General features: G+C 59.7%; 13 protein-coding genes. 8 read left to right on the top strand and 5 right to left on the bottom strand.

What is annotated here, in order from left to right:
* Positions 1-72: 72 nt before the first annotated feature.
* Positions 73-567 (bottom strand): transporter substrate-binding domain-containing protein, encoded by a 495-nt coding sequence (locus E4P01_RS05750; RefSeq protein ID WP_216090447.1) that lies wholly within the window; start codon positions 565-567, stop codon positions 73-75.
* 134 nt (positions 568-701) lie between these two features.
* Here E4P01_RS05750 and E4P01_RS05755 point away from each other — a divergent pair, with 134 nt between their 5' ends.
* Positions 702-1,142, top strand: a complete 441-nt coding sequence (locus E4P01_RS05755; RefSeq protein WP_005792343.1) for a DUF4399 domain-containing protein — start codon at positions 702-704, stop codon at positions 1,140-1,142.
* A gap of 64 nt (positions 1,143-1,206) precedes the next feature.
* Here the strand turns inward: E4P01_RS05755 and serA are convergent, their stop codons facing one another.
* Entirely contained in the window at positions 1,207-2,436 is a 1,230-nt protein-coding gene (serA, locus tag E4P01_RS05760; RefSeq protein ID WP_005792342.1) for a phosphoglycerate dehydrogenase, read from the bottom strand.
* 205 nt (positions 2,437-2,641) lie between these two features.
* On the opposite strand from serA, the gene E4P01_RS05765 reads away from it, so the two are divergent.
* From E4P01_RS05765 to E4P01_RS05780, 4 genes are all read left to right on the top strand, one after another.
* On the top strand, positions 2,642-4,036 hold the full coding sequence (locus E4P01_RS05765; protein ID WP_005792341.1) for an FAD-binding oxidoreductase: 1,395 nt from the start codon (positions 2,642-2,644) through the stop codon (positions 4,034-4,036).
* Between the two features lie 22 nt (positions 4,037-4,058).
* Positions 4,059-4,724: a fumarylacetoacetate hydrolase family protein gene (locus tag E4P01_RS05770; protein WP_032878871.1), complete on the top strand. Its 666-nt coding sequence runs from the start codon at positions 4,059-4,061 to the stop codon at positions 4,722-4,724.
* Positions 4,725-4,974: 250 nt separating this feature from the next.
* Positions 4,975-5,898 (top strand): SdiA-regulated domain-containing protein, encoded by a 924-nt coding sequence (locus tag E4P01_RS05775; RefSeq protein ID WP_216090446.1) that lies wholly within the window; start codon positions 4,975-4,977, stop codon positions 5,896-5,898.
* A 121-nt stretch (positions 5,899-6,019) separates the two neighbouring features.
* Positions 6,020-6,928, top strand: coding sequence for an SdiA-regulated domain-containing protein (locus tag E4P01_RS05780; protein ID WP_032878873.1), 909 nt, complete (start codon positions 6,020-6,022; stop codon positions 6,926-6,928).
* Here E4P01_RS05780 and E4P01_RS05785 read toward each other — a convergent pair whose 3' ends face one another.
* The gene (locus E4P01_RS05785; protein WP_216090445.1) at positions 6,929-8,875 is read right to left on the bottom strand and encodes an autotransporter domain-containing protein; all 1,947 of its coding nucleotides are present in this window, start codon (positions 8,873-8,875) and stop codon (positions 6,929-6,931) included.
* 317 nt (positions 8,876-9,192) lie between these two features.
* Entirely contained in the window at positions 9,193-9,864 is a 672-nt protein-coding gene (gene rpiA, locus E4P01_RS05790; protein WP_032878877.1) for a ribose-5-phosphate isomerase RpiA, read from the bottom strand.
* A 138-nt stretch (positions 9,865-10,002) separates the two neighbouring features.
* On the opposite strand from rpiA, the gene ilvA reads away from it, so the two are divergent.
* Positions 10,003-11,517, top strand: a complete 1,515-nt coding sequence (gene ilvA, locus E4P01_RS05795) for a threonine ammonia-lyase, biosynthetic (RefSeq protein ID WP_032878878.1) — start codon at positions 10,003-10,005, stop codon at positions 11,515-11,517.
* Positions 11,518-11,557: 40 nt separating this feature from the next.
* Complete coding sequence (locus tag E4P01_RS05800; RefSeq protein ID WP_216090444.1) at positions 11,558-11,971, top strand: DUF2269 family protein; 414 nt, start codon at positions 11,558-11,560, stop codon at positions 11,969-11,971.
* Between the two features lie 94 nt (positions 11,972-12,065).
* Here the strand turns inward: E4P01_RS05800 and E4P01_RS05805 are convergent, their stop codons facing one another.
* The gene (locus E4P01_RS05805; protein WP_032878883.1) at positions 12,066-12,722 is read right to left on the bottom strand and encodes an HAD family hydrolase; all 657 of its coding nucleotides are present in this window, start codon (positions 12,720-12,722) and stop codon (positions 12,066-12,068) included.
* A 143-nt stretch (positions 12,723-12,865) separates the two neighbouring features.
* Between E4P01_RS05805 and E4P01_RS05810 the strand changes: the two genes are divergently transcribed.
* Positions 12,866-13,345, top strand: a complete 480-nt coding sequence (locus E4P01_RS05810; protein ID WP_003176750.1) for an RNA pyrophosphohydrolase — start codon at positions 12,866-12,868, stop codon at positions 13,343-13,345.
* Positions 13,346-13,347: the final 2 nt, after the last annotated feature.

A 13,347-nucleotide genomic window follows, 5' to 3' on the forward strand; every position in this document is an offset into this window, starting at 1 on the left:
AGCTAGCGGCGTGAAAACCGAAAAGAATGTCCGAAATCACTGGACCAGTTCAAGCCCCCTCCCACATTTGACCTACTGTGTCTTGACTATCGGTGTTCGGCTCTCAAACCACTTCTGCGCCAGCGCCTTCAAGCGGCCATCCGCTTTCATCCGCTCCAGCGCCTTGTCCAGGCTGCTCTTGAACGCGGGGTTGCCCTTCTGAAACGGGATCACCAGTTCAGGTTTGTCGTTATAAGCGGCGCTGAAATCGAAACGATCCTTCAGCTCGGCAGTCATAGCGATATGGTTGATTGCCACATCGTACTTGCCGGTCGCCACGCCGTTCATCAGGTCGGCATCATCGGTGGTGATAAACGAGGAGCGTACGTCCATTTCTTTCGCCAGTTGCTCACCCAGTTCCACTTCAAAGCCGGTGAGCTTGTCGCCTTCCTTGAAATTGAACGGCGGGGTGTTGGCTTCCAGGGCTATACGCAGTTCGCCGCGATCATTGACGTCATCGATCAGCTCGGCATGGGCCAATGGGCTCAGAAGGGCAAGCAACAGTAACAGGCCAGGCGAAAAGCGCATGGTCACTCCTAGAGAATTCGAATGGACGAGGCGCTGTTCAGCATCGTTTTGCTATGGTGTCGGGTGCCTTGGACCGCAATTTATCGCGAAGTTGTCATAACCCTACAGATTTCACTGAAAAACTGGAGAAGCGAATGAAAGCCCTTTTGTCCCGTGCAACCTTGGCGTCCCTGCTGCTGGGTGCTTCGATGTTGGCCAGCGCTGCCGACCTGCCGCGCACACCGGCTCCTGCTGGTGCTGAAGTGTTCATTGTCTCGCCCAAAGACGGCGCTACTGTCGACAAAACCTTCACCGTCAAATTTGGCATCAAGGGCCTGGACCTGGAGCCGATCGACAAACAGGTACCGGGCGCCGGCCATCATCACCTGCTGGTAGATCAGGAAGTGGGGGCGCTCAACGCAAACGAAGCGATCCCGGCCACGCCTACCTCGATTCACTTCGGCAAGGCGCAAACCGAGACCGAGCTGACCCTCACGCCAGGCAAGCACACCTTGCAACTGGTGGCTGGCGACAACGTGCATCGCCAGTTCGAGCCTACGGTAGCCTCGAAAGTCATCACGGTTAACGTCAAGTAAGATTTGTTCAGATGCAAAAAAGGGAGCCCCGAGGGGCTCCCTTTGTCGTGGTGCGGTTGAAACCTTAGAACAACACGCGGCTACGGATAGTGCCGTTGATGTGCTGCAGCTTCTCTTGCGCCAGGTCCGAGTACTCGGCGTCGACGTCGATGACCACGTAGCCGACCTTCTCGTTGGTCTGCAGGAACTGACCGGAGATGTTGATGCCGTTTTCCGCGAAGACCTTGTTGATCTCCATCATCACGCCCGGGATGTTCTGGTGGATGTGCAGCAGGCGGTGCTTGCCCGGGTGAGCCGGCAGGGCCACTTCCGGGAAGTTGACCGACGATACCGAGGTACCGTTGTCGCTGTACTTGACCAGTTTTTCCGAGACTTCCAGGCCGATATTGGCTTGGGCTTCAGCAGTGGAGCCGCCGATGTGCGGGGTCAGGATCACGTTGTCCAGGCCACGCAGCGGGCTTTCGAAGATGTCGTCGTTGGAGCGTGGCTCCACCGGGAACACGTCGATGGCGGCGCCGATCAGGTGCTTGTCCTTGATCGCGTCGGCCAGGGCATCGAGCTTGACCACAGTGCCGCGAGCGGCGTTGATCAGGATCCCGCCTTTCTTGATCGCGCGGATTTCCTTCTCGCCGATCATCCACTGAGTCTCGGCGGTTTCCGGAACGTGCAGCGTGACGATATCGGACATGCCCAGCAGCTCGGTCAGGCTGGCGACTTGAGTCGCGTTGCCCAATGGCAGCTTGGTCAGGGTGTCATAGAAGAACACCTGCATACCCAGGCCTTCGGCGAGCACCGACAGTTGAGTGCCGATCGAGCCGTAACCGACGATACCCAGCTTCTTGCCGCGGATTTCGAAGGAGTTGGCCGCGCTCTTGATCCAGCCGCCACGGTGGCAGGAGGCGTTCTTCTCTGGGATACCGCGCAGCAGCAGGATGGCCTCGGCCAATACCAGCTCCGCTACGGAACGGGTGTTGGAGTACGGGGCGTTGAACACCGCGATACCGCGTTCGCGCGCTGCGTTGAGGTCAACCTGGTTGGTGCCGATGCAGAAACAACCGACCGCCACGAGTTTCTTGGCGTGGTCGAAGATCTCTTCGGTCAGCTGAGTGCGGGAGCGAATGCCGATAAAGTGCGCGTCGGCGATCTTTTCCTTGAGCTGGGCTTCCGGCAGAGAACTGGTGATGTACTCAATGCTGGTGTACCCGGCGGCTTTCAGAACGTCGACAGCCGATGGGTGGACGCCTTCCAGAAGAAGGAACTTGATCTTGCTCTTATCGAGAGAAGTCTTGCTCATCTGCGTAAACCTGTATCCCGGAGAAAATTGGCAGGGAGTCGAGCAGCGCAAGCTGACCCGGACGGCAGGAAAGCCGTCACCGCAGAAACGCCCTTTGGGTCTGTCCTGCGGGGGCGGTATGCTAGCATACGCACCCCGCTAAACACCTATTCCTGCGACGTGAAGCGTTCTCAGGATGACCATGAATTGTTCGAGAGTTCTGTCGATGACCCATCCTGCCCTGATTGATGAGCTAAAGACCCTGGTTGAGCCCGGCAAAGTGCTGACCGATGCCGACTCCCTGGAGGCTTACGGCAAGGATTGGACCAAGCACTTCGCCCCCGCGCCCAGCGCTATCGTGTTTCCCAAGACCACTGAGCAGGTGCAGGCCATCGTCCGTTGGGCCAACGAGCACAAGGTAGCACTGGTGCCGTCCGGTGGGCGCACCGGCCTGTCGGCAGCGGCAGTCGCGGCCAATGGCGAAGTGGTGGTGTCGTTCGACTATATGAACCAGATCCTCGACGTGAACCTTACCGACCGCACCGCCGTGTGCCAGCCGGGCGTGGTCACCAAGCAATTGCAGAACGTCGCTGAAGAAAACGGCCTGTACTATCCGGTGGATTTTGCCTCGTCCGGTTCCAGCCAGATTGGCGGTAATATCGGCACCAATGCCGGCGGGATCAAGGTGATTCGCTACGGCATGACCCGCAATTGGGTGGCCGGCATGAAAGTCGTTACCGGCAAGGGCGATGTGCTGGAACTGAACCGCGACCTGATCAAAAACGCCACCGGCTACGACATGCGCCAGCTGTTTATCGGCGCTGAGGGCACCCTGGGGTTTGTGGTCGAAGCCACCATGCGCCTGGACCGTGCCCCGAAAAACCTCACCGCCATGGTACTCGGCACCACTGACTTCGACTCGATCATGCCGGTGCTGCACGCGTTCCAGAGCAAGCTGGACCTGACCGCCTTCGAATTTTTCTCCGACAAGGCCCTGGCCAAAGTCCTCGGCCGTGGCGATGTGCCGGCGCCATTCGAAACCGAGTGCCCGTTCTACGCGCTGCTGGAATTCGAAGCCACCACTGAAGAAGTCGCCAACCATGCGCTGGAAACGTTCGAGCATTGCGTCGAGCAGGGCTGGGTACTGGACGGTGTGATGAGCCAGAGTGAAACCCAGTTGCACAACCTGTGGAAGCTGCGCGAGTACATCTCCGAGACCATCTCCCACTGGACACCGTACAAGAACGATATTTCGGTCACCGTCTCCAAAGTGCCGGCATTCTTGAGCGAAATTGATGCGATCGTCGGCGAACACTACCCGGATTTCGAAATCGTCTGGTTCGGTCATATCGGTGACGGTAACCTGCACTTGAACATCCTCAAGCCCGAAAACCTGAGCAAGGACGAGTTCTTCGCCAAGTGTGCCACCGTGAACAAGTGGGTGTTCGAAACCGTCGCCAAGTACAACGGCTCGATTTCCGCCGAACACGGCGTGGGCATGACCAAGCGTGATTACCTGACCTACAGCCGCTCGCCGGTTGAAATCGAGTACATGAAGGCTGTGAAGGCCGTGTTCGACCCGAACGGGATCATGAACCCTGGCAAAATCTTCGCGGTTTAACCGCACCTGAAGGAGTCGTTCCATGAGCTACCAGCACAAGTATGTCGACGGCACCAACATCCACTTCCCTGTGGGCAAACTGGTGTGCATCGGGCGTAACTACGTCGAACACGCCAAGGAGCTGGATAACCCGGTGCCCACCGAGCCTTTGCTGTTCATCAAGCCCGGTAGCTGCGTGGTGCCGTTGGAAGGTGGTTTTGCGATTCCCACCGAACGCGGTTCGGTGCATTACGAGGTGGAAATCGCGGTGTTGATCGGCAAGCCGTTGTCGAACAAGCCAAACCGCGAAGAAGTCCTCGACGCCATCTCCGGCTTCGCCCCGGCGCTGGACCTGACCCTGCGCGACAAACAGGCCGAGCTGAAATCCAAGGGCCTGCCGTGGGAAATCGCCAAGTGCTTCGACGGCGCGGCGGTGCTTGCCCCCTTCGTCGTCAGCAGTACCTTTGCGGACGTGACTGACATCGGCATACGCCTGACCATCAACGGCGAAGTGCGCCAGGATGGCAACAGCGCGCAGATGCTCAACCCGATCGTGCCTATGATCCAGCACATGGCGGGCTGCTTCTCCCTGCAGGCGGGTGATGTGATTCTCACCGGCACTCCGGCAGGCGTAGGCCCGTTGAATGTGGGGGATGAGCTGGTGTTGGAGCTGGCGGGTGTGAACCGTTTCGAAAGCGTCGTGCGCTAAGTAACGGCCAAACTGTGGGAGGGGGCTTGCTCCCGATAGCGGTGGGTCAGCTACAAATAAGCTGGCAGACAGACCGCAATCGGGAGCAAGTCGAATCGTCGCACCGCCCCTCCCACATTGGTTTTGTGTATATCCCAAGTATGGGCTTTTGCATTTTTTTCACACGCCATCCGGATAATCCCAGCCTCTTGCGCGCAGGCCGTTGAATCCTGTGCTATCCCATACAGCTGACTTTCCGGAAAAGCGCTCAATGGCCGTGCCTCTACCCACTTCGAAAACCTCGCTTCGCTCGCGCTTGTCCATGCGCTGGTATTCCTGGGTATTCTTGGCCGGTGCCATTCTGTATGGCGTGGCCTGGGCCATGCACTGGGATGATCGCGGTGTGCTGTGGGTGCTGGAGCGCTTCGAGAGCCCGGCCGAACGCCACGAGAGTGTTTGGCTCCCGGACTATCAGGCGGTCATCGACGCCAAGCTGCTGCCCGGTATGGAGAAGGATGAGGCTTCCGACCTGTCCTACAACCCCCAGACCAAAACTCTGTTTTCCGTCATGGGCAAAAACCCGTTTCTCGTGGAGCTGAGCCTGCAAGGCGACGTATTGCGCAAGATGCCGCTCAATGGCTGGAACAATCCTGAGGGCGTGACGGTGATGGAAAACGGCTCGATGGCCGTGGTAGATGAACGCGATCACACCGTGACCGTGGTAAAGGTGGACGCCGGCACCACGGCGCTGAACAAAGCTGATTTCCCAAGCCATGACCTGGGCCCCTCCAAAGACCAGAACAAAGCCTTTGAAGCGATCGCGTGGGACAAGCGTAATCAGCAGCTTGTACTGGGCGAAGAGCGGCCGCCGGCCTTGTTCACGTGGAAGAGCGATGGCAACACGCTGATCGGCGACAAGCAAAAGCTGGCCAGCACCGAACTGGATGTGCGCAACCTTTCGGCCTTGTCCATTGACCCGCGCACTGGGCACTTGCTGGTGCTGTCGGCCGATTCCCACCTGTTGCTGGAACTGGACGAAACAGGCGAGCAAGTCAGCTTCATGACCTTGCTCGGTGGCTTCAACGGCCTGAAAGACACCATCCCGCGCGCCGAAGGGGTGACCCTGGATGAGAGCGGCAACCTGTACATGGTCAGTGAACCCAACTTGTTCTATCGTTTTGAAAAGCAGAAATAACTGACGAATTACGTCAGACTTTTCTTTATAAACGGCATTCGCCAGACAGTTCGGCGCGTTTAAGTTTAAATTCAGGCGACCTTGATATCTATTCGCCAGTTTTTTCACTGAGCCCGCCCCGATGCGTCGACTTGCCCGCCCCAAACCTGCTGTTTTCATCTTGCTGTTGCTTGCCCTGGTTGCCGCCGGGGTCGTTGCGCAGCAGTTTCGTCTGTTCGAGCGTGCCTGGTTCAACTGGCAGGTGTGGCGCCAGCCTGCCGATGAGCGCGCCATTGGCCTGGCAGATTACCGCGTGACCCTGGAAGGCCAGGTGATCGAAGGGCTCGACGATGATGTCTCGGCCCTCACCTACGATCCGGTGCGCAAAAGCCTGTTTACCGTCACCAATAAAAACGCCGAGCTGGTGGAGCTGTCCCTGGAGGGCAAGATCCTGCGGCGCATTCCACTGGTGGGGTTTGGCGATGCAGAGGCTGTGGAGTTTATCAGTGACAACATTTACGTCATCAGCGATGAGCGCCAGCAGCGGCTGATCAAGGTGCATGTGGACGACGACACAACCTTCCTCGACGCCGCCGACGCGGAGCAGATGACCCTCGGCGTACATATCGGCAGCAACAAGGGGTTCGAGGGCCTGGCCTATGATTCGGTGGGCAAGCGTCTGTTCGTCGCCAAGGAGCGCGACCCGATGCTGATCTATGAAGTGCATGGCTTCCCGCATTTCAAGGCGGAAAAAACCTACTCGGTGCACGTGATCAACAACCCCAAGCGCGATGCCGGACTGTTTGTGCGCGACCTGTCGAGCCTGCAATACGACGAGCGCAGCGGCCATCTGCTGGCGCTGTCGGATGAATCGTTCCTGGTTTTGGAGCTGGACATCGACGGTCGCCCCTTAAGCAGTTTGTCGTTGCTTAAAGGGCGCCATGGCCTGAGCAAGCGCGTGCCTCAGGCCGAAGGGATTGCCATGGATGACGAGGGCACGCTGTATATGGTCAGCGAGCCGAACCTGTTTTACGTGTTCAAAAAAACCTGATCAGAACATCCATTGCACGCCCAGCGTATAGCCGGTCTGGCTGCCTTCGGCATGACCCAGGCGGCCATTGACCTCGGCATACACCCCCAACTGCGGGGTGATCGCCAATTGGCTGCCGATTTGTGCGCGACCAAAGCTCTTGTCTGCTGAGCCGAGCCGAGCGGTGCGCGCCTGGCCATCGGCGCGGGCTGTCAGTTGCAGGTCATCCAAGCGGCCATCGGCCATTTCCTTGACCCAGGCGATGTCTGCATACGGCATCAGGCTCAGGCTGTAGGGCAGGGCGACAGCGCCACGCACGCGCCAGCCGAGGCTGGCTTGCAGGGAGTCGAAAGACTGCTCTTCATACTGCAGGGCGGTGCGCAGGTTCTGTTTTTCGTGGAACGTGTCGATGCGGTAGTGGCTGTAGTCCAGGCCGGCGAAAGGCCCGCTCTTGAGCGCACCGAAGTCAAAGTCGTAGCCGCCCAGCACCCGCGCGCCCAACGCCAGGGCATCAGTCTCGCCCGTCAGTTGCTGATTGAGCAGGATCGGCCCGCCATTGGCCTGGATGATCAGGTTGCGTTTGGAATCGAAACGCGTGTGGCCGATGCTCAGGTCACCGGCCAGCCAGCTTGGCCCGCCATCATTGAGCAGCGCATAGACGGCTGCCTGCCAGGTGTCGCTGTCCAGTTTGCCGCGATGCTCCAGTTTGTCGCGCCCGTTGAGGTAGCTCAGGCTGGCACCGATATTCAGGCTTGGGGTCAGCTGATAATCGCCAAGGGCGTGCAGGCCCAGGCGTCGGGCTTCGGGGTTGGGGGCCGTGTCGAAACCGCTGTCCGGGCTGTATTCGCCGTCCACGCCGATCTCGCCATCAAAGCTGCCCACCTCGCGGCTGGCGGCCTGCAGGGTCAGCCAGCGGCGATCGTGCAGGCGCACCATGGCTTGATGCTGACGTTGCAGGTTGTCCTGCATGTTGCGTGCGACGGCACCGCCGGACGCCGTCGAGGCCATCAGGTCGGCGTTGGTGAGTTCCAGCACCAGGCGGCTGAGCAAGCGTGAATAGTCACGCAGGCGCTGGTCGATGCGCGCCTGGCCGAAGGCGTCGGTGAGTACGCCTTTGTTGTCTTCGCTCGGGTCGTGCCAGGTCGAGCCGCCTGGGATTTTCGGGTTGTCGGTCTGGGTATAACCGTCCAGATCGCCCAGTTCCCAGTTGGTGGCTTCTACATAAAGGATCGGGATATTCAGCGGCTCGAAAGGTTCACCATCACTGCAGCAGCCTGTGCCTTTGGGGTATTGCGGGTCCAGGCCGGGGTTGGTGAATAGCGGGATATTCAACTCCTTGGCGATCTGAAACGTGTGCTCGCGCAATGACGCCAGGGCCGGGTTGTCGGTGCTGTTCTGGCCGGCGTGGGCATACATCATGTCGCCGGTGATCAGGCTGTCGAGATTGATCATCGCAAGCATATTGGCGCGCTGGCTGGCGCTCAGCGAGTCAACAAAGGCCCGGGAGCCGCGCAAACCTTCTTCTTCCGCGCCGAATCCGACGATTTGCAGGCCATTTTCCAATGACAGGCCGCCGAGGTTCTTCGCCACCTCGGTCAGCACGCTGGCACCGGAGCCATTGTCATCCAGGCCTTGCAGGGTCGGGCGGCCGAAGTAGGTGTCGAAATGCGCGCCAATCACCACGTACTGCGGCTTGGTGCCGGCGGCGTAGGCCACCACGTTTTGCGCAGCACGGCTGCCGCTGCTCCAGGTGAAGTCCTGGCGGCTGATGGAATAGGCCGCGCCCATCTGGCTCTGCATCCAATCAGCAGCGCCGGCAAAATTGGCCGTGCCGCGATAACGACCGGGGTAGTCATTGATCAGTTTTTCCAGGGTGGTGTTGGCGTGCTGGCCGTACTCGTAAGCTTGGGCTTGCGCGGACAGCAGGGCAGCGGCAACGCTGATGGCGAGGGCTAGGGGCTTTATCACAAGGTCTTCCTTGAGGTGATGGGAATGTTCAAAGCCCAGACCCTTTGCACAATGCGCGCCTCATTCCGTGGGCGGCTGCAAATTGGCGCATTGTTAAACGCGTGGGTCGCGTGGCTGTAATTTGTATCCGATTGGATACCAGGCGGGGCAGGGGATGCCGTGACAGAGCGCACGGTTTTGGATAGGAGTGCTGCAAATGTGGGAGGGGGCTTGCTCCCGATTGGGTGTATCAGTACCAGATATTCTGACTGACACACTGCTATCGGGAGCAAGTCGAATCGTCGCACCGCCCCTCCCACATTGGAGTTGTGGTGTTGTTAAGCCTTGAGGGTTTTCACGCCTTCCGGGGTGCCCAGCAGCAGCACATCCGCCGGGCGTGCGGCGAACAGGCCGTTGGTGACCACACCGACGATGGCATTGATCTGCGTCTCCAGCTCCACCGGATTGGTGATCTGCATATTGAACACATCAATGATGATGTTGCCGTTGTCGGTCAATACACCTTCGCGGTACACCGGGTCGCCGCCCAGTTTCACCAGTTCGCGGGCTACGTGGCTGCGGGCCATGGGGATAACTTCCACCGGCAGCGGGAACGCACCGAGCACAGGCACCAGCTTGCTCGCGTCGGCGATGCAGATAAAGGTCTTGGCCACGGCCGCGACGATTTTCTCGCGGGTCAGGGCTGCGCCGCCGCCCTTGATCAGGTTCAGGTGTTCGTCGCTTTCATCGGCGCCGTCAACGTAGAACTCCAGGTCGCTCACGGTGTTGAGCTCGTACACTGGAATGCCATGGCCTTTAAGGCGGGCGGCGGTGGCTTCGGAACTCGCCACGGCGCCGTCGAACGCGCCCTTGTGCTGGGCCAGCGCGTCGATAAAGCAGTTGGCAGTGGAGCCGGTGCCGACACCGACGATGCTCTTGTCGTCGAGTTTGGGAAGGATTAAATCGACGGCGGCCTGGGCCACTGCCTGTTTGAGTTGATCCTGGGTCATGCGGGCTCCGGAACGGGCGGGGAGTTATCGAGGGGCGCGAGTATAACCCAACAAAACCTCCGGATTCGTGTGGTCGCCCGCCCAAACGCTGGGTTAGACTCCTTGGCCCTGCCCAACTCGTGAAGTAGATGCCTGCCGATGCTTGAAGACTACGTCAAAAAGATCCTCACCTCGCGCGTGTATGACATCGCCGTGGAAACTCCCTTGCAGACTGCCCGCCAGCTCTCCGAGCGGTTGGGCAACAAGGTCTGGCTCAAGCGCGAAGACTTGCAGCCGGTGTTCTCGTTCAAGATTCGCGGCGCCTACAACAAGCTGACCCAATTGAGCAGCGAGGAACGCGCCCGTGGCGTGGTCACGGCATCGGCGGGCAACCATGCCCAGGGCCTGGCCCTGGCGGCCAAGGTGCTGGGGGTCAAGGCCACCATCGTGATGCCCAAGACCACCCCGGAGATCAAGGTCGAAGGCGTGCGCTCGCGGGGCGGCAAAGTGGTGCTGCACGGTGATTCCTTCCCGGAAGCCCTGGCCTATTCGCTCAAGCTGGTCGATGAAAAAGGCTACGTCTACATTCACCCCTACGATGATCCACACACCATTGCCGGGCAGGGCACCGTGGCGATGGAAATCCTGCGCCAGCACCCGGGGCCGCTGGACGCGATTTTCGTACCGGTGGGCGGCGGCGGGCTGATCGCCGGTATTGCGGCGTATGTGAAATACCTGCGTCCGGAAATCAAGATCATCGGCGTCGAGCCGGACGACTCCAACTGCCTGCAAGCCGCCATGGCGGCAGGCGAGCGCGTGGTGCTGCCGACCGTGGGAATCTTTGCCGATGGCGTGGCGGTGGCGCAGATCGGTCAACACACCTTCGACATCTGCAAGGATCATGTGGATGAAGTGATCACCGTCAGCACCGATGAAATCTGCGCGGCGATCAAGGATATCTACGACGACACACGCTCCATCACCGAGCCGGCAGGCGCGTTGGGCGTGGCCGGGATCAAGAAGTACGTCGAGACTCGCGGCGTCAGCGGCCAGACCTTTGTCGCCATCGACTCTGGCGCCAACGTCAACTTCGATCGCCTGCGCCATGTGGCCGAGCGTGCCGAGCTGGGTGAAGGCCGCGAAGCCATCATCGCGGTAACCATCCCCGAGCAGCCGGGCAGTTTCAAGGCGTTCTGCGAGGCCGTGGGCAAGCGCCAGATCACCGAATTCAATTACCGCTACCACTCTGGCAGCGAAGCGCACATCTTCGTCGGCGTGCAGACCCACCCGGAAAACGATCCGCGCAGCGCACTGATCGCCAGCCTGACCAGCCAGGGTTTCCCCGTGCTGGACCTGACCGAAAACGAACTGGCCAAGTTGCACATTCGCCATATGGTGGGCGGCCATGCGGCCAAAGTCAGCGATGAGGTGGTGTTTCGCTTCGAATTTCCGGAGCGTCCGGGCGCCTTGTTCAACTTCTTGCACAAGCTGGGCGGGCGCTGGAACATTTCGATGTTCCACTATCGCAACCACGGTGCAGCGGACGGGCGTGTGGTCGCCGGGCTGCAAGTGCCGGCGGACGAGCGCCACCTGGTGCCGGCAGCCCTGGCTGAAATCGGCTACCCGTACTGGGATGAAAGCGAAAACCCGGCCTACCAGTTGTTCCTCGGTTGAGCGACTACGCTGACTGAGCGGCCTTTAAGGAATCGAGACCATGGAAACACTGACCACCCTCAAGGTTATCCACATCACCGCCACCGTGTTGCTGCTGCTCAGCGGCCTCGGCCTGGCCGTACTGGCCTGGTGTAAACGCAGTGCCGGCCCGGCGGTCATCGTGCAACGCCCATGGGCGTTCGTGTGGCTGCTGATGGGCATTTGCCTGGTCAGTATGCCGTTCACCGGTTGGTGGCTGGTGCACCTGATCGGCTGGCCCCTGGGGCAAACCTGGATTTTAGGCTCCAGCATCCTCTACACCGTGGCGGCGCTGGCGTGGTTCTGGCTGGTGGCGCGCCTTAATCGCCTGCGCAAGGGTGAGGGCGGCAGCCTGAATTTTACCCTGGTGCTGGCGGTGGTCAGCCTGGTGGGGTTTGTGGCGATTGCAGGGCTGATGGGCGCCAAGCCGGTTTAAAGCGTTAGATCGCGTCGCCTTCATCGCAGGCAAGCCAGCTCCCACAGGGGAATGCATTCCAAATGTGGGAGCTGGCTTGCCTGCGATAGCGTCATCAGCTGCGCAGAGTGATCACCGGCCAGCCCCGCTTCTGCGCTTCAGCGCGCAAATTCGGATCCGGATCCACCGCCACCGGATGCGTCACCTGCTCCAGCAACGGCAAATCATTCATCGAGTCGCTATAGAAGTAGCTGTCTTCCAGGCTGTACCCAGTCTCTTCCAGCCAGCGATTCAAGCGCGTCACTTTGCCTTCTCGAAAGCACGGCACATCAGTGCTGCGCCCGGTGTAGCGGCCGTTTTCCATCTCGCATTCGGTGGCGATCAGGGTGTCAACGCCTAGCCGTGCGGCAATTGGCGCAGTGACGAAGCGGTTGGTGGCGGTGATGATCACCAGCTTGTCGCCGGCGGCGTGGTGCTGGGCCAGCAGTTCCACCGCCTTGGGCAGCACGATCGGCTCGATGCAGTCGCGCATATAGTCGTTGTGCCACTCGTCCAGTTGGGCCATCTCGGTGCGGCCGAGGATTTCCAGGCAGAAGTTCAGGTAAGCGGCGTTATCCAGCTTGCCGGCCAGATAGTCCTGGTAGAACTCGTCGTTGCGGGCCTTGTAGGCCACCGGGTCGAGAATCCCACGCTCACACAGGTAATCGCCCCAGGCGTGATCGCTGTCACCGCCGAGAAGGGTGTTGTCCAAGTCGAATAAAGCCAGGCGCATTGCAGTTACTCGCTGAAAAGTCTGTAAAAAGGCGTCCAGAATACGGTCTTTTCACAAGAGTGCACATAAGGTAAGAAGCCTCGTTGCCGCTGGAACAATCTTTGTGGAACAATGCGGCGACATGCGTTTGCGAGGTTGTTGCCGTGATCGACCCCGATGGTTTCCGTCCTAATGTCGGGATTATTCTTACGAATGATGCCGGACAGGTGCTATGGGCTCGCCGAATCAACCAAGATGCCTGGCAGTTTCCTCAAGGTGGGATAAACCCCGACGAAACCCCTGAAGACGCCTTGTACCGTGAGTTGAACGAAGAAGTCGGCCTTGAGCGTGAAGATGTGCAGATTCTGGCCTGTACCCGTGGCTGGTTGCGCTATCGTTTGCCGCAACGCCTGGTGCGTACCCACAGCCAACCGCTGTGCATCGGCCAGAAGCAGAAATGGTTTCTTTTGCGCCTGATCTCCAACGAGCAGCGGGTGCGGATGGATTTGACCGGTAAACCGGAGTTCGATGGCTGGCGCTGGGTCAGCTATTGGTACCCGTTGGGCCAGGTGGTGACATTCAAGCGCGAGGTTTACCGCCGCGCTCTCAAAGAGCTTGCCCCGCGCCTTTTAGCGCGCGACTGACG

The organism is Pseudomonas sp. NCIMB 10586 (assembly GCF_023127895.1).
GTDB classification, from domain to species: Bacteria; Pseudomonadota; Gammaproteobacteria; order Pseudomonadales; family Pseudomonadaceae; genus Aquipseudomonas; species Aquipseudomonas synxantha_A.

Excerpts from the sequence above, each read along its gene's own strand:
- E4P01_RS05750 (WP_216090447.1), bottom strand. The coding sequence starts at position 567 with ATGCGCTTTTCGCCTGGCCTGTTACTGTTGCTTGCCCTTCTGAGCCCA.
- E4P01_RS05755 (WP_005792343.1), top strand. The coding sequence starts at position 702 with ATGAAAGCCCTTTTGTCCCGTGCAACCTTGGCGTCCCTGCTGCTGGGT.
- serA (WP_005792342.1), bottom strand. The coding sequence starts at position 2,436 with ATGAGCAAGACTTCTCTCGATAAGAGCAAGATCAAGTTCCTTCTTCTG.
- E4P01_RS05765 (WP_005792341.1), top strand. The coding sequence starts at position 2,642 with ATGACCCATCCTGCCCTGATTGATGAGCTAAAGACCCTGGTTGAGCCC.
- E4P01_RS05770 (WP_032878871.1), top strand. The coding sequence starts at position 4,059 with ATGAGCTACCAGCACAAGTATGTCGACGGCACCAACATCCACTTCCCT.
- E4P01_RS05775 (WP_216090446.1), top strand. The coding sequence starts at position 4,975 with ATGGCCGTGCCTCTACCCACTTCGAAAACCTCGCTTCGCTCGCGCTTG.
- E4P01_RS05780 (WP_032878873.1), top strand. The coding sequence starts at position 6,020 with ATGCGTCGACTTGCCCGCCCCAAACCTGCTGTTTTCATCTTGCTGTTG.
- rpiA (WP_032878877.1), bottom strand. The coding sequence starts at position 9,864 with ATGACCCAGGATCAACTCAAACAGGCAGTGGCCCAGGCCGCCGTCGAT.
- ilvA (WP_032878878.1), top strand. The coding sequence starts at position 10,003 with ATGCTTGAAGACTACGTCAAAAAGATCCTCACCTCGCGCGTGTATGAC.
- E4P01_RS05800 (WP_216090444.1), top strand. The coding sequence starts at position 11,558 with ATGGAAACACTGACCACCCTCAAGGTTATCCACATCACCGCCACCGTG.
- E4P01_RS05805 (WP_032878883.1), bottom strand. The coding sequence starts at position 12,722 with ATGCGCCTGGCTTTATTCGACTTGGACAACACCCTTCTCGGCGGTGAC.